Annotated in this window: 24 protein-coding genes; 10 read left to right on the forward strand and 14 right to left on the reverse strand. The window is 70.5% G+C overall.

The window, feature by feature from the left end; all coding sequences use genetic code 11:
- Nucleotides 1-248 precede the first annotated feature (248 nt).
- Entirely contained in the window at nt 249-1,442 is a 1,194-nt protein-coding gene (locus tag BN1555_RS13835; protein WP_093799669.1) for an RtcB family protein, read from the reverse strand.
- A gap of 159 nt (nt 1,443-1,601) precedes the next feature.
- Between BN1555_RS13835 and BN1555_RS13840 the strand changes: the two genes are divergently transcribed.
- The 3 genes from BN1555_RS13840 to BN1555_RS13850 all read left to right on the forward strand — a co-directional run bounded on the left by BN1555_RS13840 (nt 1,602) and on the right by BN1555_RS13850 (nt 4,724).
- Nucleotides 1,602-2,480, forward strand: a complete 879-nt coding sequence (locus BN1555_RS13840) for a hypothetical protein (protein WP_093799670.1) — start codon at nt 1,602-1,604, stop codon at nt 2,478-2,480.
- Nucleotides 2,481-2,521: 41 nt separating this feature from the next.
- Nucleotides 2,522-3,232: a DUF3558 family protein gene (locus tag BN1555_RS13845; RefSeq protein ID WP_093799671.1), complete on the forward strand. Its 711-nt coding sequence runs from the start codon at nt 2,522-2,524 to the stop codon at nt 3,230-3,232.
- A gap of 166 nt (nt 3,233-3,398) precedes the next feature.
- On the forward strand, nt 3,399-4,724 hold the full coding sequence (locus tag BN1555_RS13850; protein ID WP_093799672.1) for a DUF2637 domain-containing protein: 1,326 nt from the start codon (nt 3,399-3,401) through the stop codon (nt 4,722-4,724).
- Here BN1555_RS13850 and BN1555_RS13855 read toward each other — a convergent pair.
- Together BN1555_RS13855 and lysS are read right to left on the reverse strand one after the other, a co-directional pair.
- Entirely contained in the window at nt 4,721-4,921 is a 201-nt protein-coding gene (locus tag BN1555_RS13855; protein WP_093799673.1) for a hypothetical protein, read from the reverse strand. The two genes, BN1555_RS13850 and BN1555_RS13855, sit on opposite strands and share 4 nt — an antisense overlap.
- A 175-nt stretch (nt 4,922-5,096) precedes the next feature.
- Nucleotides 5,097-6,863: a lysine--tRNA ligase gene (gene lysS, locus BN1555_RS13860; protein ID WP_176710034.1), complete on the reverse strand. Its 1,767-nt coding sequence runs from the start codon at nt 6,861-6,863 to the stop codon at nt 5,097-5,099.
- A gap of 147 nt (nt 6,864-7,010) precedes the next feature.
- Here lysS and argS point away from each other — a divergent pair, with 147 nt between their 5' ends.
- Nucleotides 7,011-8,774, forward strand: coding sequence for an arginine--tRNA ligase (gene argS / locus BN1555_RS13865; RefSeq protein ID WP_093799674.1), 1,764 nt, complete (start codon nt 7,011-7,013; stop codon nt 8,772-8,774).
- 92 nt (nt 8,775-8,866) lie between these two features.
- Here the strand turns inward: argS and BN1555_RS13870 are convergent, their stop codons facing one another.
- Both BN1555_RS13870 and BN1555_RS13875 read right to left on the reverse strand, forming a co-directional pair.
- Nucleotides 8,867-9,739 (reverse strand): hypothetical protein, encoded by an 873-nt coding sequence (locus BN1555_RS13870; protein ID WP_141662850.1) that lies wholly within the window; start codon nt 9,737-9,739, stop codon nt 8,867-8,869.
- A 194-nt stretch (nt 9,740-9,933) separates the two neighbouring features.
- Nucleotides 9,934-10,206, reverse strand: coding sequence for a DUF1876 domain-containing protein (locus tag BN1555_RS13875; protein WP_093799676.1), 273 nt, complete (start codon nt 10,204-10,206; stop codon nt 9,934-9,936).
- 187 nt (nt 10,207-10,393) lie between these two features.
- Between BN1555_RS13875 and BN1555_RS13880 the strand changes: the two genes are divergently transcribed.
- Nucleotides 10,394-11,266 carry an NAD(P)-dependent oxidoreductase gene (locus BN1555_RS13880; protein WP_093799677.1) on the forward strand — a complete coding sequence of 291 codons (873 nt, stop codon included), beginning with the start codon at nt 10,394-10,396 and terminating at the stop codon, nt 11,264-11,266.
- Here the strand turns inward: BN1555_RS13880 and BN1555_RS13885 are convergent.
- Nucleotides 11,256-11,666 (reverse strand): ATP-binding protein, encoded by a 411-nt coding sequence (locus tag BN1555_RS13885; RefSeq protein WP_093799678.1) that lies wholly within the window; start codon nt 11,664-11,666, stop codon nt 11,256-11,258. The two genes, BN1555_RS13880 and BN1555_RS13885, sit on opposite strands and share 11 nt — an antisense overlap.
- Nucleotides 11,667-11,818: 152 nt before the next feature.
- Between BN1555_RS13885 and BN1555_RS13890 the strand changes: the two genes are divergently transcribed.
- Together BN1555_RS13890 and BN1555_RS13895 are read left to right on the forward strand one after the other, a co-directional pair.
- A complete protein-coding gene (locus BN1555_RS13890) occupies nt 11,819-12,604 on the forward strand; it encodes a helix-turn-helix domain-containing protein (protein WP_255306027.1) in 786 nt (261 codons plus the stop codon).
- Entirely contained in the window at nt 12,601-12,789 is a 189-nt protein-coding gene (locus BN1555_RS13895) for a DUF397 domain-containing protein (protein ID WP_093799679.1), read from the forward strand. The genes BN1555_RS13890 and BN1555_RS13895 overlap by 4 nt, the downstream gene beginning before the upstream one ends.
- 105 nt (nt 12,790-12,894) lie before the next feature.
- Here BN1555_RS13895 and BN1555_RS13900 read toward each other — a convergent pair whose 3' ends face one another.
- The 7 genes from BN1555_RS13900 to BN1555_RS13930 all read right to left on the reverse strand — a co-directional run bounded on the left by BN1555_RS13900 (nt 12,895) and on the right by BN1555_RS13930 (nt 20,290).
- Nucleotides 12,895-13,410, reverse strand: coding sequence for a GNAT family N-acetyltransferase (locus BN1555_RS13900; RefSeq protein ID WP_255306028.1), 516 nt, complete (start codon nt 13,408-13,410; stop codon nt 12,895-12,897).
- Between the two features lie 208 nt (nt 13,411-13,618).
- Entirely contained in the window at nt 13,619-14,620 is a 1,002-nt protein-coding gene (gene hemB / locus BN1555_RS13905) for a porphobilinogen synthase (protein ID WP_093799680.1), read from the reverse strand.
- 157 nt (nt 14,621-14,777) lie between these two features.
- The gene (locus tag BN1555_RS13910; RefSeq protein WP_093799681.1) at nt 14,778-16,442 is read right to left on the reverse strand and encodes a bifunctional uroporphyrinogen-III C-methyltransferase/uroporphyrinogen-III synthase; all 1,665 of its coding nucleotides are present in this window, start codon (nt 16,440-16,442) and stop codon (nt 14,778-14,780) included.
- Complete coding sequence (hemC, locus tag BN1555_RS13915; protein ID WP_093799682.1) at nt 16,439-17,398, reverse strand: hydroxymethylbilane synthase; 960 nt, start codon at nt 17,396-17,398, stop codon at nt 16,439-16,441. Before hemC ends, BN1555_RS13910 begins: the two co-directional genes overlap by 4 nt.
- On the reverse strand, nt 17,395-18,969 hold the full coding sequence (locus BN1555_RS13920) for a glutamyl-tRNA reductase (protein ID WP_093799683.1): 1,575 nt from the start codon (nt 18,967-18,969) through the stop codon (nt 17,395-17,397). The genes hemC and BN1555_RS13920 overlap by 4 nt, the downstream gene beginning before the upstream one ends.
- Nucleotides 18,966-19,736, reverse strand: a complete 771-nt coding sequence (locus BN1555_RS13925) for a redox-sensing transcriptional repressor Rex (RefSeq protein WP_093799684.1) — start codon at nt 19,734-19,736, stop codon at nt 18,966-18,968. Before BN1555_RS13925 ends, BN1555_RS13920 begins: the two co-directional genes overlap by 4 nt.
- Nucleotides 19,737-20,008: 272 nt before the next feature.
- On the reverse strand, nt 20,009-20,290 hold the full coding sequence (locus tag BN1555_RS13930) for a glutaredoxin family protein (protein ID WP_093799685.1): 282 nt from the start codon (nt 20,288-20,290) through the stop codon (nt 20,009-20,011).
- A 126-nt stretch (nt 20,291-20,416) separates the two neighbouring features.
- Between BN1555_RS13930 and BN1555_RS13935 the strand changes: the two genes are divergently transcribed.
- The 3 genes from BN1555_RS13935 to BN1555_RS13945 all read left to right on the forward strand — a co-directional run bounded on the left by BN1555_RS13935 (nt 20,417) and on the right by BN1555_RS13945 (nt 23,926).
- Nucleotides 20,417-21,364 carry an HAD family hydrolase gene (locus tag BN1555_RS13935; RefSeq protein WP_093799686.1) on the forward strand — a complete coding sequence of 316 codons (948 nt, stop codon included), beginning with the start codon at nt 20,417-20,419 and terminating at the stop codon, nt 21,362-21,364.
- Between the two features lie 331 nt (nt 21,365-21,695).
- A complete protein-coding gene (locus BN1555_RS13940) occupies nt 21,696-22,478 on the forward strand; it encodes an ECF subfamily RNA polymerase sigma factor, BldN family (RefSeq protein WP_093799687.1) in 783 nt (260 codons plus the stop codon).
- 239 nt (nt 22,479-22,717) lie between these two features.
- On the forward strand, nt 22,718-23,926 hold the full coding sequence (locus BN1555_RS13945; RefSeq protein ID WP_093799688.1) for a DUF5667 domain-containing protein: 1,209 nt from the start codon (nt 22,718-22,720) through the stop codon (nt 23,924-23,926).
- A gap of 76 nt (nt 23,927-24,002) precedes the next feature.
- Here the strand turns inward: BN1555_RS13945 and BN1555_RS13950 are convergent, their stop codons facing one another.
- The gene (locus BN1555_RS13950; RefSeq protein WP_093799689.1) at nt 24,003-25,091 is read right to left on the reverse strand and encodes a lysophospholipid acyltransferase family protein; all 1,089 of its coding nucleotides are present in this window, start codon (nt 25,089-25,091) and stop codon (nt 24,003-24,005) included.

Raw genomic sequence — 25,091 nt, forward strand, 5'->3', positions numbered from 1 at the left:
AGCCGCGCGAAGCACGCCCACGGCCTCTCGGGCCGGCGGCTTCAGCGCGCCCAGGGGTCAGCCACCGGACGACCGGTGGCTAGCCTCTGTCGGATTCAGGGCAGGACATGCCGGTGAAGTTACCAGCGCGCCCCCCGGGCCCCTCCACCGGTTTCCGGACGCGCGGAAGGCCCCGGCAACCACAGCCGGGGCCTTCCGTCTTCCGTCTTCCGCCTTCCGCCTTCCGCCTTTCCACGCCCAGGGCGTCGTCAGCCCTTCACGCAGATGACCTGCTTCAGCTTCGCGACGACCTCGACGAGGTCCCGCTGCTGGTCGATGACCTGCTCGATCGGCTTGTACGCGGCCGGGATCTCGTCCACGACACCGGAGTCCTTCCGGCACTCCACGCCCCGCGTCTGCTCTGCCAGGTCCTGCGCGGAGAAGCGCCGCTTCGCCGCGCTGCGGCTCATCCGCCGGCCGGCGCCGTGCGAGGCCGAGTTGAACGACTTCTCGTTCCCCAGCCCCTTCACGATGTACGAGCCCGTGCCCATCGAGCCCGGGATGATCCCGAAGTCACCGGAACCCGCCCGGATCGCCCCCTTGCGGGTGACCAGCAGGTCCAGGCCCTCGTAACGCTCCTCGCTGACGTAATTGTGGTGACAGGAGATGACCGGATCGAAGGTCACCCTGGCCTTCTTGAACTCCCGGCGGACCACGTCCTGGAAGAGCCCCATCATGATCGCGCGGTTGTGCTTCGCGTACTCCTGCGCCCAGAAGAGGTCGTTGCGGTACGCCGCCATCTGCGGAGTGTCCGAGACGAAGACCGCCAGGTCGCGGTCGATCAGCCCCTGGTTGTGCGGGAGCTTCCGGGCCTGGCCGATGTGGTACTCGGCCAGCTCCTTCCCGATGTTCCGCGAGCCGGAGTGGAGCATCAACCACACGGAACCGGCCGAATCGATACAGAACTCGATGAAGTGATTCCCCGACCCCAGGGTCCCCATCTGCTTCGCGGCACGCTCCTGACGGAATTTGACCGCATCGGCCACACCGTCGAACCGCCCCCAGAAGTCGTCCCACTTCGCCGTCGGGAAGCCGTGCAGCCGCCCGGGGTCGACCGGACTGCCGTGCATCCCCCGGCCCACCGGAATCGCCTGCTCGATCTTCGACCGGAGCCGCGAGAGGTCGCCCGGAAGGTCGTTCGCCGTCAGTGACGTCTTCACCGCCGACATGCCGCAGCCGATGTCCACACCGACCGCGGCCGGGCAGACCGCTCCGTGCATCGCGATCACCGAGCCGACGGTGGCGCCCTTGCCGTAGTGGACGTCCGGCATGACGGCGAGGCCCTTGATCCAGGGCAGGGTGGCGACGTTCTGGAGTTGCTGCATCGCGCCGCCCTCGACCGTGGCCGGATCCGCCCACATCCGGATCGGAACCTTCGCGCCCGGTACCTCTACGTACGACATAACTCCCTAATTCCCCCGAAATAAAGAAAACGCAAATCTGGCACCAAGTACCGCGAAAGAGACAGCGGACCGGCGTTTGGCCAGCGCGTGCGATACACATTGTGTCCATCGGCCGCCATCGCGCGGCAACCGCATTTCTGATCGAAGGGAGCCTGGGCCGTGCAGCGAAAGGCGTACGTACCCGGCGTCGCGCTCCTCGCGGCGCTCGCCGCCGGCTGTACCGGCGGCTCCGGCACCGACGACTCCACCGCCGACTCCAAGGTGGGCGAGACCACCACCTCCGTCGCCGCCCCCGGGAAGTACCGCACGCTCCGCGAGCCCTGCGGCTCCGTCGACCGGGGCACCCTCCGCAACCTCCTCCCCGGTGCCGCCACGCTCCCCCAGGAGCAGCAGGAGAAGGTGTACGCGGGCACCGCCGCCGTCACGTACGACACGGACCGGCGCGTCGGCTGTCGCTGGAAGGCGGACTCCCCGGGCACCACGCACCAGCTCCTGGTCGACTTCGAGCGGGTCGTCTCGTACGACTCCGACGTCAGCGACGACGACCGCGCGAAGGAGGTGTACGCCAGGCAGGAGGCCGCGGCGGACCTCCCGGCCCCCGTCGAGCGTCCGGCGGAGAGCGAGAACGAGAACGCCACGGGCGAGGACGCGGGCGGAGAGAAGGGCGGCGAGGGAGAAGCGAGCACGTCCCCCGGAGCCGGCGAATCCCCCACCGCGCCCGCCTCCGGGGCCGCTGACGAGTCCGGCGACGAGTCCGGCACCACGCCCGGCACCGGCACCCAGACCCCCGAAGGTCTTGAGCCCCGCATCCTCACCGGCCTCGGCGACGCCGCCTTCCTGGACGACGCCCTGACCCGCTCCGGCTCGACCATCCAGCGCCGTACCGTCAGCGTGGTGTTCCGCACCTCGAACGTCATCGTGACCGTCCAGTACAGCGCGCAGCCCACCCTGACCACCGATGTCCCCGACAGCAGGGAACTGCAGGAGAAGACGCGGGCCCTGGCCCGCAGACTCGCCGAGCAGTTCAGCGACCAGTGAACAGCCGACCAGTGACCAGCCGACCCATGAGCGAAGGAACCATGCACCGATCAGCCCCGCGACTCTCTCGCACACTCGCCTGCGCAGCCGTCCCGCTGATGCTCGTCGCCGCCGGCTGCTCCTCGGGCTCCGAAGGCGAGAAGGACGCGTCCCCGTCCGCCAGCGCCTCGCCCACGGCGTCGGCGACGCCGACCGTCGAGCCCGCGGTGTTCTCGAAGCTGCCCGAGCCCTGCAAGTCGATCAAGAAGAAGACGGTCGACTCGCTGGTGCCCGAGGCGAAGGACGAGTCCGGTACCGCCGACAAGTCCAAAGACGTCTCCACGCGCGGCGGTTGCTCCTGGAACGGCCTGGACAACAAGGGCGTCGACGGCTCCCAGTACCGCTGGCTCTCCGTCTCCTTCATGCGCTACGACTCCGACCAGACCCGCGGCCCCGGCGACAAGCTGGCCGAGGAGTACTACGCGAAGCAGGTCGACGGCGCGAAGGCGACGGACGGCGCGAAGAAGGTCGAGTCGGAGGCCGCCGAGTCCATCGGCGACCAGGCGACAGTGGTGACGTACGACCTGCGCAAGACGGACGCGGACTTCAAGTACGCAACGGTCGTGACACGTACGGAGAACGTCGTCGCCACCGTCGTCTACAACGGCGCCGGCTACCAGGGCGCCAAGTCCCCCAAGACCTCCGACCTGCTGAAGGACGCCCGGAAGGCGGCCAAGGAGACCGTGGCCTCGGTTGCCGCGGCGAACAAGTAGCACTCGGCAGGAAAAGGGAAACCGGCGCGTACCGGCTGATTCCCGGCAGCTCACGGAGCCCGGCCCTCCCCCGGAGGCCGGGCTCCGTCCGTACCCCCGCAACGGGCCCCGCACGCATGTGCCAGGCTGACCCCGCCAAGTCCGACGTAACGGGAGGGGATCGCGGGTGGCCGCGATGCAGTTGACACGCACGCACCGCATATTGATCGGTGTCGTCGTCGCGGGAGCGGTCGTCATCGCCGCGATCGGTTTCGCCGGCTCGTACGCCGCCGTGCGCGAACTCGCCGAGGAGAAGGGCTTCGGGGACTTCTCGCTGGTCTTCCCGATCGGCATCGACGCGGGCATCTGCGTCCTGCTGGCCCTGGACCTCCTCCTGACCTGGATGCGCATCCCGTTCCCCCTCCTGCGCCAGACGGCGTGGCTGCTGACCGCCGCGACGATCGCCTTCAACGGCGCGGCGTCCTGGCCCGATCCGCTGGGCGTCGGCATGCACGCCGTCATCCCGGTCCTCTTCGTGGTCTCGGTCGAGGCGGCGCGGCACGCGGTCGGCCGGATCGCCGACATCACGGCCGACAAGCACATGGAGGGCGTGCGCCTGACCCGCTGGCTGCTCTCGCCCCTGCCGACGTTCAAGCTGTGGCGGCGCATGAAGCTGTGGGAGCTGCGTTCGTACGAGCAGGTCATCAAGCTGGAGCAGGACCGCCTGATCTACCAGGCACGCCTCCAGGCCCGGTACGGGCGTGCCTGGCGCCGCAAGGCCCCCGTCGAGTCGCTGATGCCGCTGCGCCTCGCGAAGTACGGTGTCCCGCTCGCGGACACGGCCGCCGCGGGCCTGGCCGCGGCCGGCATCGAGCCGGCGCTGCTGCCCCCGGCCCCGGAGATCGAGGCGCAGTCCCAGGAGCGCCGGGCACTGCCGCACCAGCCCCAGTCCCAGCCGGTACGCGAACAGCAGGAGCAGGCCCCGGAGCGGACGCACGGGCAGCCCCACCCCGACGAGGAGTGGCTGGAGGCCCCGGACCTGGACCACGAGGACGAGCACGAGGCGCACGCCACCCCGGAGGAGGGCCCCGGCTCGCACGAGAGCCCGTGGTTCGCCGCACCACAGGCACAGCAGACACAGCAGACACAGCAGACACAGCAGGCGTACGGCAACGCCTACGACCCGACGGCGTACGCCGAGGCCCCGGACCCCGCCCACCCCCTCGGCTCCGTCCCCGGCCCGCGCCATGAGCAGGACCCGGCGCAGTACCCGGCGCAGTACCCGGATGCCGAGCACTACCCCGAGTCCGAAGAGGTCTCCCCCGAGGAGATCTACTACGACGCGTTCCGCAGGTACCTGAGCGAGTACAGCGCCTTCCCGTCGCCCCGTCAGTTCGGCTCCTACGTCCACGACATGTACACCGAGGCCCCGACCCCCGGCGAACTGGCGGAGTACACGAAGCGCTTCAGGGTCCGCTACGAGCACGAACTCGACGCCGAGCACATCGCCTAGGCCCGCTTCCTGCGCGCCGCCCCTCCCCACAGCGCCAGGACGGCCCCGGCCACGGCGAGGGCGACGTAGCCCCCGGCCGGGACGACCCACCACTGCTGCAACAGGCCCCAGGGATGGTCCCCGAAGACGCTCCCGGCGACGCCCGGTGCGCCCTGGACGCCGATGACCCAGCCGACGGTTCCGGTGATCCCTCTCATGTCTCCACGATCACCCGCCGGGCCCCGGAAGCGTCCCGCCCCCGGCCGAACCCCGAGTACACCGAAGGACGCAGCGCCACCGGCCCCCCTCCCCCGCGCGTCCCCCGCACACGAACGGAAGGGCCGCCGCCCCGGCAGTCCGGGAGCGGCGGCCCTTCCGTCGGCGCGGGAGCGGTTACGCCCCGAGCAGCTTGCGCACCCGGTCCGCCCCCACCGCGAGCAGCAGCGTGGGCAGTCGCGGTCCGGTGTCCCGCCCGACCAGCAGCTGGTAGAGCAGCGCGAAGAACGACCGCTGCGCGACCTTCAGCTCCGGCGTCGGCTTCGCGTCCGGTTCCAGCCCCGCCATCACCTTCGGCACGCCGTAGACGAGCGTCGTGAGCCCGTCCAGCGACCAGTGCGAGTCGAGCCCGTCGACGAGCAGCCGCAGCGACTCCCGTCCGGCCTCGTCCAGCGAGCCCAGGATCTCCGCGTCCGGCTCGCCGCGCACGACCGTGCGCTGCTCGGCCGGGACCTGGGTGGTGATCCAGTTCTCGGCGCGGTCGAAGCGCGGCCGCACCTCGTCGAGCGACGTGACCGGGTGCTCCGGGTCCAGCTCGCTCAGGATGCGCAGCGCCTGGTCCTCGTGCCCGGCGGTGATGTCGGCCACCGAGGCGAGCGTCCGGTACGGCAGCGGGCGCGGCGTGCGCGGCAGCTCACCGGCGGCCGTCCTGATCGCGCGCGAGTGCGCCGCCGCGTCGGCCGGCAGCACGGTCCCGTCCGCGACCTTCTTCTCCAGCGAGTCCCACTCGTCGTAGAGCCGCTGGATCTCCTGGTCGAAGGCGATCTTGAACGACTGGTTGGGCCGCCGGCGCGCGTACAGCCACCGGAGCAGCGGCGCCTCCATGATCTTCAGCGCGTCGGCCGGCGTCGGCACGCCGCCCTTGCTGCTGGACATCTTCGCCATCCCGCTGATCCCCACGAAGGCGTACATCGGCCCGATCGGCTGCACCCCGCCGAAGACCTCGCGCACGATCTGCCCGCCCACCACGAACGACGACCCGGGCGACGAGTGGTCGACACCACTCGGCTCGAAGACCACGCCCTCGTACGCCCAGCGCATCGGCCAGTCGACCTTCCAGACCAGCTTGCCGCCGTTGAACTCGCTCAGCAGCACGGTCTCGGAGTGCCCGCAGGCGCACGTGTACGACAGCGCGGTGCTCTCGTCGTCGTACGCCGTCACCGTGGTGAGGTCCTTGCCGCACACCGTGCAGTACGGCTTGTACGGGAAGTACCCCGCGCCGCCGCCGCTGCCGTCGTCCTCGTTCGCCGCCCCGGACCCCTCGGCGGCCTCCAGCTCGGCCTCGTCGACCGGCTTCTGGCCCTGCTTCTTGACCTGCTGCTTGGGGTCCTTCTTCGTCCGGTACCGGTCGAGCACGGCGTCGATGTCGGCCCGGTGCTTCATCGCGTGCAGGATCTGCTCGCGGTAGGCGCCGCTCGTGTACTGCTCGGTCTGGCTGATCCCGTCGTACTCGACGCCGAGCTCGGCGAGCGCCTCGGTCATGGCGGCCTTGAAGTGCTCGGCCCAGTTCGGGTACGCCGACCCGGCCGGGGCGGGCACCGACGTCAGCGGCTTGCCGATGTGCTCGGCCCACGACTCGTCGATCCCCGGGACGCCCGCCGGCACCTTGCGGTACCGGTCGTAATCGTCCCACGAGATGAGGTGCCGGACCTCGTACCCGCGCCGCCGGATCTCGTCCGCGACCAGGTGCGGGGTCATGACCTCGCGCAGGTTGCCCAGGTGGATCGGCCCGGAGGGGGAGAGGCCGGACGCGACGACGACCACCGGGGCGCCGGCACCATCGTGTTTCGCCCCAGGGGCACGTCGCTCCGACTCGGCGATGACCTCGTCCGCGAACCGGGAGACCCAGTCGGTCTCTGTGCTGCTCTGAGCCACGATCGGCACGTCCTTCTTCCTCGATAGCTGGCACAGCCATTCTCCCAGACCGGGCGACCCCGTCCGAGGCTGCCTTTATACGAGAGGACCGCCCCCCGCCCCACATGAAATACTCGTCTGCACATTCCACTTTCCTCTCGACAGGAACGGCAGCTCATGGCCTCGGTCCATTCCCTCGCTTCGACCGTCAACCAGCGCGTCGCGGACGCCCTCTCGGCAGCCCTGCCGGAGGCCGGTGCCGCCGACCCGCTGCTGCGACGGAGCGACCGGGCCGACTTCCAGGCGAACGGCATCCTCGCGCTCGCCAAGAAGGCCAAGGCCAATCCGCGCGAGCTGGCCACGCGGGTCGTCGCGGGCCTGCCCGCCGGCAGCGACCTGATCAAGGAGATCGAGGTCTCCGGCCCCGGTTTCCTGAACATCACGGTCGCCGACAGGGCGATCGTCGAGACCCTCGCGGCCCGCGCCGCCGACGACCGCCTCGGCGTACCGACGGCCGAGAAGCCGGGCACGACCGTCATCGACTACGCGCAGCCGAACGTCGCCAAGGAGATGCACGTCGGGCACCTGCGCTCCGCCGTGATCGGCGCGGCGATGGTCGAGATCCTCGAGTTCACCGGTGAGAAGGTCGTACGCCGCCACCACATCGGCGACTGGGGCACCCAGTTCGGCATGCTCATCCAGTACCTGACCGAGCACCCGCACGAGCTGGACCACCAGCACGGCGGCCCGGAGGAGGGCGAGGCGGCGATGTCGTCCCTCAACCGCCTCTACAAGGCGTCGCGCGCGCTCTTCGACTCCGACGAGGACTTCAAGGCGCGCTCCCGGGACCGTGTCGTGGCCCTCCAGGCCGGCGACCCGCAGACCCTCGCCCTGTGGCAGCGCTTCGTCGACGAGTCGAAGATCTACTTCTACTCGGTCTTCGACAAGCTCGACGTGGAGATCCACGACGAGGACGTCGTCGGCGAGTCCGGCTACAACGCCATGCTCGAGGAGACCTGCCAGATCCTGGAGGACTCGGGCGTGGCGGTCCGTTCCGACGGCGCGCTGTGCGTCTTCTTCGACGACGTGAAGGGCCCGGACGGCAAGCCGTCCCCGCTGATCGTGAAGAAGTCGAACGGCGGGTACGGCTACGCCGCCACCGACCTCTCCGCCATCCGCGACCGCGTCCGGAACCTCGGCGCGAGCACGCTGCTGTACGTCGTGGACGCCCGCCAGTCCCTCCACTTCAAGATGGTCTTCGAGACCGCCCGCCGGGCCGGCTGGCTCAACGACGACGTGCAGGCGGTCCAGCTCGCCTTCGGCACGGTCCTCGGCAAGGACGGCAAGCCGTTCAAGACGCGTGAGGGCGAGACGGTCCGCCTGGTCGACCTCCTCGACGAGGCGATCGAGCGCGCGTCGGCCGTCGTGCGCGAGAAGGCCCAGGACCTGACCGAGGAGGAGATCGCCGAGCGTGGCACGCAGGTCGGCATCGGCGCGGTGAAGTACGCCGACCTCTCGACCTCCGCCTCCCGCGACTACAAGTTCGACCTGGACCAGATGGTGTCGCTGAACGGCGACACGTCGGTGTACCTCCAGTACGCGTACGCCCGTATCCAGTCGATCCTCCGCAAGGCGGGCGACGTGCGGCCGGCCGCCCACCCGGAGCTCGGACTCGCCGGCGCCGAGCGGGCGCTGGGTCTGCACCTGGACCGGTTCGCGGAGAGCCTGGCCGAGGCGGCGTCGGCGTACGAACCGCACAAGCTGGCGGCGTACCTCTACCAGCTGGCCTCGCACTACACGACGTTCTACTCGGAGTGCCCGGTCCTCAAGGCCGAGTCCCCGGCCCAGGTCGAGAACCGCCTCTTCCTCTGCGACCTGACCGCCCGCACACTCCACCGGGGCATGGCCCTGCTCGGCATCCGTACGCCCGAGCGCCTCTGACGATTCCCGTACGCGCACGACGGCGCTGTTCCTCCCCCGCACACAGCGGTGGGGAGGAACAGCGCCGTTCTGCACGCTTCAGCGCTCAGGAATCAGGCGTAGTAGTGGAGGGTTCCCCGGAGTTTCGGACCGTTGCAGTCGTGCGTGAAGGTGGCCGCCAGGGCGGTCACCCTGCCCGAGTCGTCGGCCGCGAGCCGGGTGACGGTGAACTCTCCCCCCACGGTGCAGCCGCGCGGATCGTTGGTCACGTCGAGCTTCGCCGCGCCGAGGGTACCGCGCCAGGTCGCCTGGTAGGTCCGGCCCACCGTCAGCGACTCGCCCTGGGGCGCCGCCAGAATGACCTTCCAGCTGTCGCGCCGGCCGGATGCGGTGAAGGTGACACCGCTCTGCACGCTGCCGGTCAGTCCGAAGGTCGAGGTCGCTCCGGTGAGCGTCTTGCTGAGGCCCTGGCCGATCCATTCCTCCGGGTCGCTGTCGTAGCGGTACGACAGGGGGTACGCGTGATAGCGGACGTTCCCCCGCAGAGCGGGCGCGTCGGCGGCCTCACAGCTCTGGTTGAAGTTCGCCTCCAGCAGGGTCACCGCCCCGGACGCGTCCCGTTCGATCTGGTGCACGGTGAACGTGCCGTAGACCTCCTGGCAGGTGGTGCCGGTCTGACGGACGTCGAGCCCCGGTGCACGTCCGGTACGCGTCCCGGCGTTCTCCGCGTCCCGGTACACCCCGGGGCGCAGCTTCTCGCCGCGCGGCGGCGCGAGGTGGATGTCCCACTCCTCACCCTCGTGGAACACCGAGACCCACAGTGCGTCCGGGTCGTCCTGCCCGGCGCGCAGAGTGATCGTGTCGGCGGGCGCCCGGTACGTCGCGCTGCGACCTCCCCCGACGGGGTCGCCCTCAGCGCTGGTGAACGAGTACGCCGTGACGGCCGCCGGCGCCGGAACAGCGGCCTGCACAGGTGCGACCGTCATGCCCAGCACTGCTCCGACGGCCACAGCGGCGACCAGTCCGGCTCTTCTCGCACGGCTCCATAAGGCCGTACGCCCCTTCTGCGACACTATGTGCCATCCCTCCCTGGTGTGGGCACCCCGATCGGGGTGCCCACACCAGGATGCTGTGAATTCGGTTCACAGGCAAGAGGTTGGTGAACCGCTCTTCAGTCAGTTCACGACGTCAGGGGGTAGGACGGCCGCCCCGCCGCCTCGTCGATCTCGCCGTGCGCCTTCCCCAGGAGCTGCGACGCGAGGTCCATGAGCGCACGCGCGCCCGCGACCTCCTCGCCGACCCGCAGCTGCTCGACGTCGGTCGGGTGCCGTTTGGCGTACCCGTGGGCCCGCAGCTCCACGCCGTCGCTGAGCCGCACCATCGCGGCCGCCCTGGTCCTGCCCTCGTGCTCCTCGAACTCCATCTCGATGTGCCATCCGACGAGTGTGTGCATGGCCGCTCACCTCCAGCAGTTCCCTTTCCCCTCCTCTCCCAGGGTGCGCCGCCGGACCACTGATCACCACTCCCCACTTACCACGAGGTAAGTACCTGACTTAATAGTCGGTACTTGTTGCCAACTCGGCACCCAGCAAGGATCGAAGGGCCCCGGAAACATCAGAAACTTCCCCCCAGGAGCCCCGATGTCCCAGCCCCTTCCCCTTCCCCCCGTGTCCGTCCTCGGCCTCGGCATGATGGGCAGCGCCCTGGCCGCCGCCCTCCTGAAGGCCGGCCACCCGGTCACCGTCTGGAACCGCTCCGCCGCCAGGACCGGCCCCCTGGTCGCGCAGGGAGCGACCCCCGCCGGGACGGTCACCGGGGCCGTGGCGGCGAGCCCGCTGGTGATCGTCTGCCTCACCACCAACGACAACGTCACCGAGACCCTCGCCGACACCGACCTCACCGGCAGGACCCTCGTCAACCTCACCAACGGCACCCCGGCCCAGGCCCGCGACCTCGCCGCCCGCGCCGGGAAGCAGGGCGCGGCGTACATCGACGGCGGGATCATGGCGGTCCCGCAGATGATCGCGACCCCGGCGGCGTACATCCTCTACAGCGGCGACGAGCAGGCGTACGAGACCCACCGGCCCACCCTGGCCGCCCTCGGCGGCACCCAGTGGGTCGGCACCGACCCGGGCCGGGCGGCCCTCCACGACCTGTCGCTCCTCACCGGCATGTACGGCATGGTGATCGGCCTGGCGCAGGCCTTCGCCCTGATCCGTACGGAGGACGTCACGGCCACCGAGTTCGCCGAGCCGCTGCACGCCTGGGTCTCGGCGATGCTGAGCGGACTGATCCCGGAGATGGCCACGGCCATCGACTCCGGACAGCACCTCACCGACGTCTCCAGCCTCGGCATCAACCAGGCGGCTTTCCGGAACTTCCTCGCCACGTACGACGACCAGGGCGTCAGCTCCGAACTCTTCGTCCCCTTCCAGAAGCTCCTGGACCGCTCGGTGGAGGAGGGCCACGCGGCGGACGGCCTCTCGCGCCTGGTGGACCTGCTCAAGAAGTAACGTCCGCCACGGCGAACTCGCACCACACGGTCTTCCCGGGCTCGCGCTCACCGACCCCCCACATGTCGGCGAGCGCCGCGACGAGCAACAGCCCCCGCCCGGACTCCCCGTCCGGCTCCCGCGCCCGGGGCAGCCCGCCACCGCTGTCGTGCACCTCGACCCGCAGGATCCCGCCCCCGTACAGCCACAGGCACAGCCGGTACCCCCGCCCCGGCGGAACCCCGTGCACCAGCGCGTTGGTCGCCAGCTCGCTCACGCACAGCAGTACGTCGTCCACGCGCGCGTGGAGCCCCCATTCCACGACCGCCGCGCGCGCGAACTCCCTGGCACCGGGCACGGACCGACGCTCACGGCGGTAGAACCGCTCGCGCAGGAGGGGGTGTTGTTCCGTCTCGTTCATGAGACAAGGGTCACTGCCTGTGACTACGGTGATGCAGTGCGCGCACCCGTACAAGAAATCCGTACGGGTCGTTCAGGCGTGACGTACGGATGGGGGTGGGGAGTTGGACAGTCATGCACCCCAGGAAGCGACAGCGGAAGAACGCCTCGGCGATGAAGCTTGTGGGCGCGCTGGTGGCCCGGTTCCGGGAGGCCGCGGGGTTCACACAGCGGGAGCTGGCGGAGCAGAGCTGCACGGGCGAGGAGACGATCGCTTCCATCGAGCAGGGCAGACGACCGCTCAAGCCGGACCTGGCAAGGCTGCTGGACCGCCTGCTGGACACCAAGCACGCGCTGGAGACGGCGGTGGAGAACATGCCGGAGATCGACCTGATCCCGGCGTGGGCGGAGCAGTACATGGACCTGGAACGAGAAGCGATCGCGCTGTCGTGGTTCGAGAACCAGGTGCTGCCGGGCCTGCTCCAGACGGAGAGTTATGCCCGTGCGGTCTTCCGTACTGATGTACCGGCTCTCAGCGAGGAGGAAATCGAGCAACGCATCGCAGCCCGCATAGGACGACAGGAGATTTTGCAGCGCACCGAGCCTCCAACAGCGAGCTTCATCATCTCCGAGGCCGTCGTGACCGACCGCCTGGGCGGGGACGAGGTGTACACCGAGATGCTGCGGCACGTCCGAGCCTGCGCAGATATCCCGGGCGTCGCCCTTCAGCTCATGCCGCTCGGACGACAGACCCACGCGGGGCTCTCCGGCCTCTTCATCCTGTTGGAATCTCCGGACCACCAGCACCTCGCGTACGCCGAGACCCAACGCGGCAGCCAGCTCATCTCTCATCCAGACGAGGTGAGCATCCTGGAGCGCAAATATGCAATGCTGCGGACGCAGGCCCTCAACACCGAGGAAACGAAGGGCCTGTTGGACCGGCTGCTAGGAGAGCAATGAACACCGCACTTGAGTGGTTCAAGTCCAGCTACAGCAGCGAGCAAGGCGGCGCCTGCGTGGAAATCGCCACCTGCCCCACCGCCGTCCACGTCCGGGACTCCAAGATCCCCGACGGTCCGGCCCTCACCCTCGCGCCCACCACCTGGTCCTCCTTCGCGACGTACGCCGCCTCCCACGACGGCTGACCGCCCCCGCGACCGGCCGGGCGGGGAGCGAGGAGCGACCCCGGCGCTGCGACCCGCGCCGGGGGCCGGCAGCGGAGTCAGTCACCACCGCCGGCCCCGGGATCGCTACTGGCTCACGCCCGCCGCCCCGGTGGTGCGGCGGAAGCGGGCGACGGTTCCGTCGTCGCTCCAGCGCTCCAGTCCGGCCTTCTCCAGCACACGGACCGAGGCCGGGTTGGACAGCTCCACGCCCGCCCGGACCGTGTGGACGCCGGGTGCGGTCAGGGCGTACTCCACCAGGGCCCGGGTGGCCTCGGAGGCGTAGCCGCGGCCGCGCCGGGACTCGACGATGCCGTAGCCGACCTCAAGAGAGCCTTCACTGGGCGGCCAGAACAACCCGATGGAGCCGACCACCAGATCACCGGCCCGCTCGACGACCTTCCGGTGGCCGTACGCGTTCAGGCCCTCGGGGTGCTCGGCGAGGAACCCCGCGATGACACGGTCGCCTTCGGCGGGGAAGTCCTCCGCCCAGTGCGGCAGGCGGGAGTCGCGGAGAACGGCGGCGAGTTCGTCGGGGGACCACGGCCGCAGCACGAGGCGGTCGGTGATCAGGTCCGTACCGGTCAGGGAGAAAGAAGGCACGCGACACTCCTGGTCGTCGTCAGAGGCGACCGGACCGCTCGACTACCCTCGCGCGGCCCGGACAAGGACATGCTGATGAGGCGCCCGGCGGGCCATATTCATCAACCTCCCTCGTCGCGGCGGCAGTCGCGGGTCTCGCGCGTGGGCGGATCGTACCAAGGGGAGGGAGGCGGCCGGTCCTGCCGGCCGCCTCGCCGCGGTCCGGCGGTTACCGCTCCCGGCCGAGCCGGTGCGCGACCTCGGTGGCCCAGTACGTCAGGATCATGTTCGCGCCGGCGCGCTTGATGCCCGTCAGCGACTCCATGATCGCCTTGTCCCGGTCGATCCAGCCGCGCTCCGCCGCCGCCTCGATCATCGCGTACTCACCACTGATCTGGTACGCCGCGACCGGCACGTCCACGGCCTCCGCGACCTTCGCCAGAACGTCCAGGTAGGGCCCGGCCGGCTTGACCATCACCATGTCGGCGCCCTCCTCCAGGTCCAGCGCCAGCTCCCGCAGGGACTCGCGCACATTGGCCGGGTCCTGCTGGTACGTCTTGCGGTCGCCGCGCAGCGAGGAACCGACGGCCTCCCGGAAGGGACCGTAGAAGGCGGACGAGTACTTCGCCGTGTACGCGAGGATCGAGACGTCCTCCTTGCCGATGGTGTCCAGCGCGTCACGGACGACGCCGACCTGGCCGTCCATCATGCCGCTGGGGCCCACCACGTGCGCGCCCGCGTCCGCCTGGACCTGCGCCATCTCGGCGTACCGCTCCAGCGTCGCGTCGTTGTCGACGCGGCCGTCCGCGTCCAGGACGCCGCAGTGCCCGTGGTCGGTGTACTCGTCCAGGCACAGGTCGGACATGATCACGAGATCGTCGCCGACCTCGGCCCGCACCTCGCGCAGCGCAACCTGGAGGATCCCGTCCGGATCGGTCCCGGCCGTCCCGGCGGCGTCCTTCTTCTCGTCCTCGGGAACGCCGAACAGCATGATCCCCGCGACACCCGCCTCGACGGCCTCGACGGCCGCCTTGCGCAGCGTCTCCAGGGTGTGCTGCCGGACGCCCGGCATGGCCGAGATGGCCACGGGCTCGCTGATGCCTTCCCGTACGAACGCCGGAAGGATCAGATCGGCGGGGTGCAGCCGATTCTCGGCGACCATGCGGCGCATGGCGGGGGTGGTGCGCAACCGACGGGGCCGGGCCCCGGGAAAGGATCCATACACAGTCATGCCAACCACGCTACGCCGCCGGACCGCCCCCTTTTACCGTCACCCCGTCGGTACCGGAAGGGGCGGGCAGGGGAGAAAGTGCCGCGGGCAACCCGCACCGCGCACTCCACCCGCACCCGCCCCACCCACGGACCGCCCCGCGAAACCGCGCCTCGCGTTAAGTGGTCCGCCGCCGCCGGGACCCCGGCCGCCGCTCGCTCGGCCGCGTCACGTGCTCGCCCGCCGCGATCGCCGCCCCGCGCCGCTGCGCGCCGAAGTCGGCCAGCGCCTCGGCCAGCTTGTGCACCGAGGGCTCCGGCGACAGGACGTCGACCCGCAGTCCGTGCTCCTCCGCCGTCTTGGCGGTGGCAGGACCGATGCACGCGATCACGGTCACGTTGTGCGGCTTGCCGGCGATGCCGACCAGGTTCCGCACCGTGCTCGACGAGGTGAACAGCACCGCGTCGAACCCGCCGCCCTTGATCGCCTCGCGCGTGTCCGCCGGCGGCGGCGACGCCCGCACGGTCCGGTACGCCGTGACGTCGTCGACCTCCCACCCGAGCTCGATCAGCCCCGCGACCAGCGTCTCGGTGGCGATGTCCGCCCGCGGCAGGAAGACCCGGTCGATCGGGTCGAAGACCGGGTCGTACGGCGGCCAGTCCTCCAGCAGCCCGGCCGCCGACTGCTCCCCGCTCGGCACGAGGTCCGGCTTGACACCGAACTCGACCAGCGAGGCGGCCGTCTGCTCGCCCACCGCGGCGACCTTGATCCCTGCGAAGGCGCGGGCGTCGAGCCCGTACTCCTCGAACTTCTCCCGGACGGCCTTCACCGCGTTCACCGACGTGAAGGCGATCCACTCGTACCGTCCCGTGACGAGCCCCTTGACCGCCCGCTCCATTTGCTGGGGGGTGCGCGGCGGCTCGACGGCGATGGTCGGCACCTCGTGCGGCACCGCGCCGTAGGACCGCAGCTGGTCGGAGAGCGACGCCGCCTGCTCCTTCGTCCGCGGAACCAGCACCCGCCACCCGAACAGCGGCTTCGACTCGAACCACGACAGCTGTTCGCGCTGGGCAGCGGCGCTGCGCTCGCCGACCACGGCTATGACGGGCTGGTGGCCCTCGGGCGAAGGCAGCACCTTCGCCTGCTTCAGGATCTGGGCGACCGTGCCGAGCGTCGCGTTCCAGGTGCGCTGCCTGGTCGTCGTACCGGCGACCGTGACCGACATCGGCGTATCGGGCTTGCGCCCGGCCGAAACCAGCTCGGCCGCCGCGGCGGCGACCGAATCCAGCGTCGTGGAGACCACGGCCGTGGCGTCGCTGGAGCCGATTTCGGCCCAGCATCTGTCGTCGGCGCTGCGCGCGTCCACGAAGCGCACATCGGCGCCCCGTCCGTCGCGCAGCGGCACACCGGCGTACGCGGCCACGCCGACGCCCGACGCGACGCCGGGCACGACCTCGAAGGGAATGCCCTCGGCGGCGCAGGCGAGCATCTCCTCGCCCGCGTTGCCGTCGAGACCGGGGTCACCGGAGATCGCACGCACGACCCGCCTGCCGCCCCGCGCGGCCTCCATGACAAGATTGACCGCATCCCTGATCGCGGGGATCCCGGCGGCTGTTGACACATCGTCAACCACCGTCAGCTGAGGCGTGCTTACGCCCGCCCTCGCATGGGTGCGCACGACGTCGAGCACGTGCGGCTCGGCGATCAGCACGTCCGCGTTCGCGAGCGCCTCGACGGCGCGCAGCGTCAGCAGACCGGGATCACCGGGTCCGGCGCCGAGGAAGGTGACGTGTCCTGATGCGGAGAACGCCGAAGGTACAGAGGCAGAGGTGGTGGGGCTCATTGTGCTCGCTCCCCCATAAGACCGGCCGCACCCTTCGCGAGCATCTCGGCGGCGAGTTCGCGACCGAGAGACATGGCGTCGTTGTGCGACGTGGGTACGGGACCGGTGGTGGACAGCTGCACCAGCTCGGAGCCGTCGGTCGAACCGACGACGCCGCGCAGGCGCATTTCGTTGACAACCTGTCCGTCGGCCAGCAGGTCGGCCAGTGCACCCACAGGTGCGCTGCAACCGGCCTCCAGGGCGGCGAGCAGGGATCGCTCGGCGGTCACGGCGGCCCGCGAGTGCGGGTCGTCGAGCTCGGCGAGCGCGGCAGCGAGGTCGACGCTCGTGGCGGCGCACTCGACTGCCAGGGCCCCCTGGCCGGGGGCGGGCAGGACCAGGTCGACCGCCAGGAACTCGGTCACCTCGTCGATCCTGCCGATGCGGTTGAGGCCGGCGGCGGCCAGAACCACCGCATCCAGTTCCCCGCTCCGTACATATCCGACACGAGTGTCGATGTTTCCGCGAATCGGCACGGTCTCGATGTCGAGACCGTGGCCGCGCGCGTACGCGTTGAGCTGCGCCATGCGGCGCGGCGATCCGGTGCCCACGCGGGACCCGGCCGGCAGCTGCGCGAAGGTCAGCCCGTCGCGCGCGACGAGCACGTCACGCGGGTCCTCGCGCCGCGGCACGGCGGCCAGCGTCAGATCGTCCGGCTGGGTGGTCGGCAGATCCTTGAGCGAGTGGACCGCGAAGTCCACCTCGCCCCTCAGCAGCGCGTCGCGCAGTGCGGTGACGAAGACGCCCGTACCGCCGATCTGCGCGAGCTGCTCGCGCGAGACGTCTCCGTACGTGGTGATCTCCACCAGCTCGACGGGACGCCCCGTGATCCGGCGCACCGCCTCGGCGACGTGTCCGGACTGGGCCATCGCGAGCTTGCTGCGCCTGGTCCCCAGCTTCAAGGCATTAGTCGTCATGCCCGTCCTCTATTCCCACCGTCGGGGGTGTCGTTCAGGTCGGCCCTGCTGACGGCGGCGACCGTCTGAGGGTCGAGATCGAAGAGTTCACGCAGCGCGTCCGCGTACCCGGCGCCACCGGGCTCGCTGGCGAGCTGCTTGACCCGCACGGTGGGCGCGTGCAGGAGCTTGTCGACGACGCGGCGCACGGTCTGCGTGATCTCCGCGCGCTGCTTGTCGTCCAGTCCGGGAAGCCGGCCTTCCAGCCGGGCGACCTCGTTGGTGACCACGTCGGCGGCCATGCTGCGCAGGGCGACGACGGTCGGTGTGATCTGCGCGGCCCGCTGGGCGGCACCGAAGGCCGCGACCTCGTCGGACACGATGGTCCGCACCTGGTCCACGTCTGCGGCCATGGGCGCGTCGGCGGAAGCCTCGGCCAGCGACTCGATGTCCACGAGCCGTACGCCGTCGAGCCGGTGCACGGCCGCGTCGATGTCACGCGGCATGGCGAGGTCGAGCAGCGCGAGCCGCACCGGTCCGCCGCGCACGCCGGCCCGCTCCCGCGGACGCCCCTGGGCGACGGCGAGAGCGTTGTCGGCCCAGGCGCCGTGCTGCTCCATGGAGCCGGCCGGTCCGGCGACGCCGGCCTGCCGGGCGGCGGGCACGACGACGGTCTCGTCCAGCACGGGGCAGCCCGCGGCCGCACCCGCACCACGTCCCGCCGCGGCCGTGGCGTGCTCCGCACCGGCCGCGCTGTCCACGGCCACCCCGAGCGCGGCGGCGACGTTCTCCGCCGTCAGGACAAGGCCCGTCGCGCCGGTGCAGGAGACGACGACGTCGGCCCGTGCCAGCTCGCGCGCCACCTCGCCCATCGGCACCGCGCGCGCGACACCCCCGGCCTCGCCGAGGATCTCCGCCAGCCGCTGCGCGCGCTCCTGCGTCCGGTTCGCGACGACGACTTCGGCGACCCCGGTGCGTACGAGCGTCGCCGCCGCCAGCGAGGACATCGAGCCCGCGCCGATCACCAGCGCCCGCTTGCCCGCGGCCCACTCGGCGACCGGCTCACCGGCGGCGAGCTGTTCGAGCCCGAAGGTGACGAGCGACTGCCCGGCCCGGTCGATGCCGGTCTCGGAGTGCGCCCGCTTGCCGACGCGCAGGGCCTGCTGGAAGAGGTCGTTGAGGAGCCGGCCCGCGGTGTGGAGCTCCTGCCCCAGCGCGAGCGCGTCCTTGATCTGGCCGAGGATCTGGCCCTCGCCGACGACCATCGAGTCGAGCCCGCACGCCACCGACAGGAGGTGGTGGACGGCCCGGTCCTCGTAGTGCACGTAAAGATAAGGAGTGAGCTCTTCGAGCCCCACCCCGCTGTGCTGCGCGAGCAGCGTGGACAGCTCGGCGACACCCGCGTGGAACTTGTCCACGTCGGCGTACAGCTCGATGCGGTTGCACGTCGCGAGTACGGCGGCCTCGACCGCCGGCTCCGAGGCGAGGGTGTCCTGGAGCAGCTTGGCCCGGGTGTCGGCGGCCAGCGACGCCCGCTCCAGCACACTGACCGGAGCGCTGCGGTGGCTCAGCCCGACGACGAGGAGACTCATGCCGGCATCACGGCGGGGACGTCCCCGTCGGGTCCCTTCCGGTTCGCGGCCGGCCCCCCGCGCAGGGGCGGCGGCGTCACGTCGGCACCCGACGCGGCGGTTTCCTCGCCGGCCTTGCGCTGCTCGTGGAAGGCGAGGATCTGGAGCTCGATGGAGAGGTCGACCTTGCGTACGTCGACCCCTTCCGGCACCGAGAGGACAGTCGGCGCGAAGTTCAGGATCGAGGTGACGCCGGCGGCGATGAGCCGCTCGCTGACCTGCTGGGCAGCGCCCGCGGGGGTGGCGATCACGCCGATGGAGACGCCGTTGTCCTTGATGATCTTTTCGAGCTCGTCGGTGTGCTGCACGGGAATCCCGGCGACCGGCTTGCCCGCCATGGCGGGGTCGGCGTCTATGAGCGCGGCGACGCGGAAACCACGGGAGGCGAACCCGCCGTAGTTGGCGAGGGCGGCTCCGAGGTTGCCGATGCCGACGATGACGACCGGCCAGTCCTGGGTCAGCCCCAGCTCACGGGAGATCTGGTACACGAGGTACTCGACGTCGTATCCGACACCACGCGTCCCGTAGGACCCGAGGTACGAGAAGTCCTTGCGCAGCTTCGCGGAGTTGACCCCGGCCGCGGCGGCGAGCTCCTCGGAGGAGACCGTGGGGACCGAGCGCTCGGAGAGCGCCGTCAGGGCGCGCAGATACAGCGGAAGGCGGGCGACGGTGGCCTCGGGAATGCCTCGGCTACGGGTCGCCGGTCGGTGATTTCGGCCAGTTGCCACGGTGCTCCTGCGGGATGAGCGGGGCTGCAGGCGGCCGTATGTCCCAGGACCGCCCCGTCTCCAGCAGGCTATGCCTTTGTGAACGCGTGCACAAAGATGGTGTCCGTTTTGTCCGGCCAAAGTGACCGGGGTCACGCATGCCGGCCGCCCGATCCCGGAACCGCGGACCGCGCGGACTCGCCGAAGACCCGAAGGGGGCATAACCGCACACACTCCTCACGACCACGCTCCCGAGATCGCCCAAAACGCCCATGATGGCAACCGCCTTTCGGTCAGCCACCCAGCGCCTTGCGCAGCCTCTCCGCGTCCACCCGCCAGAAGGTGTGCTGCTCGCCGTCGACCAGGACCACCGGGATCTGCTCCCAGTACGCCCGGTTCAGCTCCTCGTCCTGCGTGATGTCCTTCTCCTCCCAGGGCACCCCGAGCTCCCCGCACACCTCACCGACCACCTCTCTCGCGTCGTCACAGAGATGACAGCCCGGCTTGCCCACCAGGGTGACCAACCGCTCGCCGGGCTTCCTCTTCGTGTGCGCACGTCGCAGCAAGGGACTCATACCGCCATTCTGGCCCCGTCCGGCCGCGCCTTCCGTCCCCCCGCGCAACGCCGGCGTCCCGCAGAGTTCACTCCACCGCATCCCGCCGGGTCGGGAAGTACCGAACAGACTGGCTATGCTCACGCCATGGCCGCACTGGGATGGCTCACCCCCCGTAGACGCTCCGCGACAGCACGGAGCGTGCTGGCGGGAGAGGCAGCAGCCGAGGCAGCACGCAGGACGTCGCAGGAACTCGAAGAACTCGAAGGTCTCGGCACGACGCCTTCGGGCACGCCCGGAGAGCCCGCGTTCCCCGTCGTCGGAGACGACCGGGCCGCCGCCTTCTTCGATCTCGACAACACCGTGATGCAGGGCGCCGCGATCTTCCACTTCGGCCGCGGCCTGTACAAGCGGAAGTTCTTCCAGCGCCAGGAGCTGGCCCGCTTCGCCTGGCAGCAGGCATGGTTCCGGCTCGCCGGCGTCGAGGACCCCGAACACATGCAGGACGCCCGCGAGAGCGCGCTGTCCATCGTCAAGGGCCACCGCGTCTCCGAGCTGATGTCCATCGGCGAGGAGATCTACGACGAGTACATGGCCGAGCGCATCTGGCCCGGCACCCGCGCCCTCGCCCAGGCCCACCTCGACGCGGGCCAGAAGGTCTGGCTGGTCACCGCCGCTCCCGTCGAGACGGCCACGATCATCGCCCGCCGCCTGGGTCTGACCGGCGCGCTGGGCACGGTCGCCGAGTCCGTCGACGGCGTTTATACGGGCAGGCTCGTCGGCGAGCCCCTGCACGGCCCCGCGAAAGCCGAGGCGGTCCGCGCCCTGGCCACCGCCGAGGGCCTCGACCTGGCCCGCTGCGCGGCGTACAGCGACTCCCACAACGACATCCCGATGCTCTCGCTCGTCGGTCATCCGTACGCCATCAACCCCGACGCGAAGCTGCGCAAGTACGCCCGCGAACGCGAGTGGCGGCTGCGCGACTACCGGACCGGCCGCAAGGCCGCCAAGGTCGGCATCCCGGCGGCCGCCGGGGTCGGCGCCCTCGCCGGCGGCACCGCGGCCGCGATGGCCCTGCACCGCCGCCGCCGCTAGCGGCCCACCGCGACGCGCGAGCCCCGGCAGGCAATCCGGGGCTCCTACCCTCCCGTCCCCGCCGCCAGTCCCACCACCGCGACTCGGGCACAACGCATTCAGCAATCACGCAGATTACGAAGTGATCCGATCAGCAAATGATCACGACCTGCCACTCGAACCGTCACATAGACGCCACAGAAGCGACGGAATCGACGATTTGAGCAACTAGGTGTAGCGCTGCCTGTACGAAGCGTTATTCTCCTCAGACGCATACCGGACCCCACCCGTCAGCACGACGAGTGAACGGTCCCGCACTGAACGTGTTGGAAGCTCTGCCTCTGGGAGTCCCGTGTACCCACACGTCGGGGTTGACGCCTCGGGCCTGGCTACGCTGCGCGCAACGGTCGTGGACCGTTTGCGCGGCTTCGTCCCCACCGCGTACGCCGTCCCCGCCCTTGCCGCCCCTGCACTTGTCGGCCCCTGCTACGCCCTGGCCGACGGCGGTGCGGCGGTCGCCAGACGCAGCCGCGGCGCCGGCTCGGGCACCGGCACGTCCACCGCCCGTCGGCCCAGCGCCGACAGCGACAGCGCACGCATGATGGACCTCGTCGAACGCGCTCAGGCCGGCGAGGCCGATGCGTTCGGCCGCCTCTACGACCAGTACAGCGACACGGTCTACCGGTACATCTACTACCGCGTCGGCGGAAAGGCGACCGCGGAAGACCTGACCAGCGAGACGTTCCTGCGCGCCCTGCGCCGCATCTCCACCTTCACCTGGCAGGGCCGCGACTTCGGCGCCTGGCTGGTCACCATCGCCCGCAACCTGGTCGCCGACCACTTCAAATCGAGCCGGTTCCGTCTCGAAGTGACCACCGGCGAAATGCTCGACGCCAACGAGGTCGAGCGCAGCCCGGAGGACTCCGTCCTCGAATCCCTCTCCAACGCGGCTCTCCTCGAAGCGGTCCGCAAACTCAACCCGCAGCAGCAGGAGTGCGTCACCCTGCGCTTCCTCCAAGGGCTCTCGGTCGCCGAGACGGCCCGCGTGATGGGCAAGAACGAGGGGGCGATCAAGACCCTCCAGTACCGGGCCGTACGTACACTGGCCCGGCTCCTGCCCGACGACGCCCGCTGACATCCGAAAACGCCGATCGGTCGGCCACGACTCACAGTTGGTGACGCCTCCATGACGTTGTGGTCCGTTCATCCTTCGCGCGTAACCCAAGTGCCGCGACGCTCGTTGTGCGGGATGCAGGCCCCCTGCGGTCACGCCATGCCCGCAGCCACTCACTCGATCGGGTGGATGCACTCATGGCGTGCAACCTTCCGGACCCCCAGGGGAGTCGATCGTCATGACGAGAGGAGGTGCCGCCAGTGATCGCGAACGTATCGGCGCACCGGCGGGCGAACGCCTTCGCCCAGGCGCTGGAGGCACAGACGCCCCAGGGCACGGCGGCAGATCAGCCCGAAGAAACAGCTGAAGGGCCGGAGACCACACGGCTTCTGGCCCTGGCGAACGGTCTCGGCGAGCTGCCGTCACCGGAGTTGGACCCCGAGGTCAAAGTCGTCCAGCGGGCCCAGCTCATCGCCGCCATGGAGGCCATGGTCGCCGAGGGCGGTACGCCAACGGGCCCTACGGTGCCCGAGCAGCGGACCGGCCGGGGCGCCCACCGGGCATCCCCGCTCCGGAAGCTGCGCCCGCGCTCCCGATGGTCGAAGGGCATCGCTGCGGGCGGGCTCACCGTCGGTGTGGCCGCAGGAGCCTTCAGCGGAGTGGCCGCTGCGAGTTCCGACGCCCTGCCGGGTGATTCGCTGTACGGGCTGAAGCGCGGTATGGAGGACGTCAAACTCGGCATGGCCGACGACGACGCCGCCCGTGGTGAGCTCTACCTCAACCAGGCGTCGACCCGCCTCCAGGAGGCCCGCCGCCTCATGGAACGCGGCCGGGCCGCCGAGCTCGACCACGAGCAACTGGGCGAGGTCAGACGCACGCTGAGCGGGATGACACACGACGCGGGCGAAGGCCACCGCCTCCTCACCCGTGCCTACGAGCGCGACGGCTCCATCGGCGCGATCCAGACCCTGTCGTCCTTCGCCGAGTCGCACCGCAAAGCATGGAGCAGCCTGCGGGAGCGGCTTCCGGCGCAGCTGACCGATGTGGGCGACCAGGTCAACTCGGTCTTCGAAGCCATGGACGAAGAGGTCGCCCCCCTCCAGTCGCTCCTGCCGCCCACGCCGCAGCCGACCCGGAACCCGGAACGCCCCGGATCCACCCAGGACCGTACGGGCACACCGGACACGGACCGCCCCGCCCCTTCCACCACCACGTCCTCCGGCGGCCGCACGGGCGGTGACACCAAGCCCAACCCTCCCTCGTCCCCCGGCAAGTCCGAGGACGAGGGCCTGCTCGGCGGCAAGCCGGGCGACCTCCTGGATTCCCCGCCGGCCGACCTGACACCCCCGTCGCCCCCGTCCTCCAAGGACAGCGACAGGCGGCCGCCGGTCCCCGACGTCACCGTTCCTCCGCTGCTCCCCGGAATCCTCCCGGGCCTGGGCATCGACGAGGAAAAGGCGCCGGAGTAAGGCAGCAGGACAGCCACACCATGGGCCCGCTCTCCCCGGAGACCGGGCCCATACCCCTGCCCGCCCCGCCGCGCACTCAGAAGAACACCGACCGCCGCTGCACCAACAGCTTGTACAGGGTGTGCTGGATCTGCTCCCGCACCTGATCCGTCAGGTTGAACATCAGCATCGGGTCCTCCGCCGCCTCCGCCGGATACCCCTCCGTGGGAATCGGCTCCCCGAACTGGATCGTCCACTTCGTCGGCAACGGCACCGCCCCCAGCGGTCCCAGCCAGGGGAACGTGGGCGTGATCGGGAAGTACGGAATCCCGAGCACCCGCGCCAGCGTCCGCGCGTTGCCGATCATCGGGTAGATCTCCTCCGCCCCCACGATCGAGCACGGCACGATCGGCGCGCCCGCCCGCAGCGCCGTGGAGACGAACCCGCCCCGCCCGAACCGCTGCAGCTTGTACCGCTCCCCGAACGGCTTCCCGATCCCCTTGAAGCCCTCCGGCATCACACCGACGACCTCGCCCCGCCGCAGCAGCTCCTCCGCGTCCTCCGCGCAGGCCAGCGTGTGCCCGGCCTTGCGGGCCAGCTCGTTCACGACCGGCAGCATGAACACCAGGTCAGCCGCGAGCAGCCGCAGGTTCCGGCCGGCCGGATGGCTGTCGTGCACCGCGGCCTGGAGCATCAGCCCGTCCAGCGGCAGCGTCCCCGAATGGTTGGCGACGATGAGCGCCCCGCCCTCCGAGGGGATGTTCTCGATGCCCTTGACCTCCACCCGGAAGTACTTCTCGTAGAGGGGCCTGATCGTCGACATCAGGACCTTGTCGGTGAGCTCCTCGTCATACCCGAACTCGTCGACCTCGTAGTCACCGGTGAGCCGCCGCCGCAGGAACGCGAGCCCACCCGCGATCCGCCGGTCCCAGCCGCCCCCACTCCCCGGGCCCGCCTTCGGCTCCTCCGGCGCCACGGTCTCCGCGGCCCCCACGCCCACCGCACCGCCCGGACCCGCAGGCTGCTCCGGTACGGGCGCGAGCGGCCCGCCCTTGCGCCCCGGCGGGCGCTTCCCCTTGGCCCCGGTGGAGGCTGCGGCCGCGGAAGAAACCGCGTCCTTGGACCTGGGCCTGGCTCGCCTCGTCCTCGGTTCATCACCGAAGGGGATGACCTTGGCATCGGCCAT

Origin of the sequence: Streptomyces sp. Wb2n-11 (assembly GCF_001049855.1) — a bacterium.
Classification (GTDB): domain Bacteria; phylum Actinomycetota; class Actinomycetes; order Streptomycetales; family Streptomycetaceae; genus Streptomyces; species Streptomyces altiplanensis.